This window comes from Halalkalibacter lacteus (assembly GCF_036663595.1).
Classification (GTDB): Bacteria; Bacillota; Bacilli; order Bacillales; family Bacillaceae_D; genus Halalkalibacter; species Halalkalibacter lacteus.
This window is the reverse complement of the sequence record NZ_JAWRVL010000439.1, coordinates 1-238: the sequence shown is the minus strand read 5'-3', so window position 1 is coordinate 238 and position 238 is coordinate 1. Positions and strand designations below refer to the sequence as shown.

Below are 238 nucleotides of genomic sequence, written 5' to 3'. Positions count from 1 at the left end.
CGTTGCAGGCGGAGGTGGCGGCGAACATGGCGGCGCAGCCCGGACAGATGTCGTACCTGAGCCTGGAAACCCAGGTCTTCGCCGAGGCGCGGGTGCTGTTCCGAATACCGCCGAGGGCGTTCAAGCCCGCCCCGAAGGTGGACTCGGCGGTGGTGCGTCTGGACGTGCACGAGAGCCCGGACGTGGAGGTGGACGACATCGCGGCGTTCCTGGCTTTGGCGAGGGCCGGGTTCGCGGC

1 protein-coding gene is annotated in these 238 nt (G+C 69.7%); it reads left to right on the top strand.

Annotated elements, in window-relative coordinates; genetic code table 11:
• Positions 1–26: 26 nt before the first annotated feature.
• Positions 27–238 (top strand): rRNA adenine N-6-methyltransferase family protein (locus SAZ04_RS22950; protein WP_332700103.1); only part of this gene is annotated, 212 nt, incomplete at its 3' end.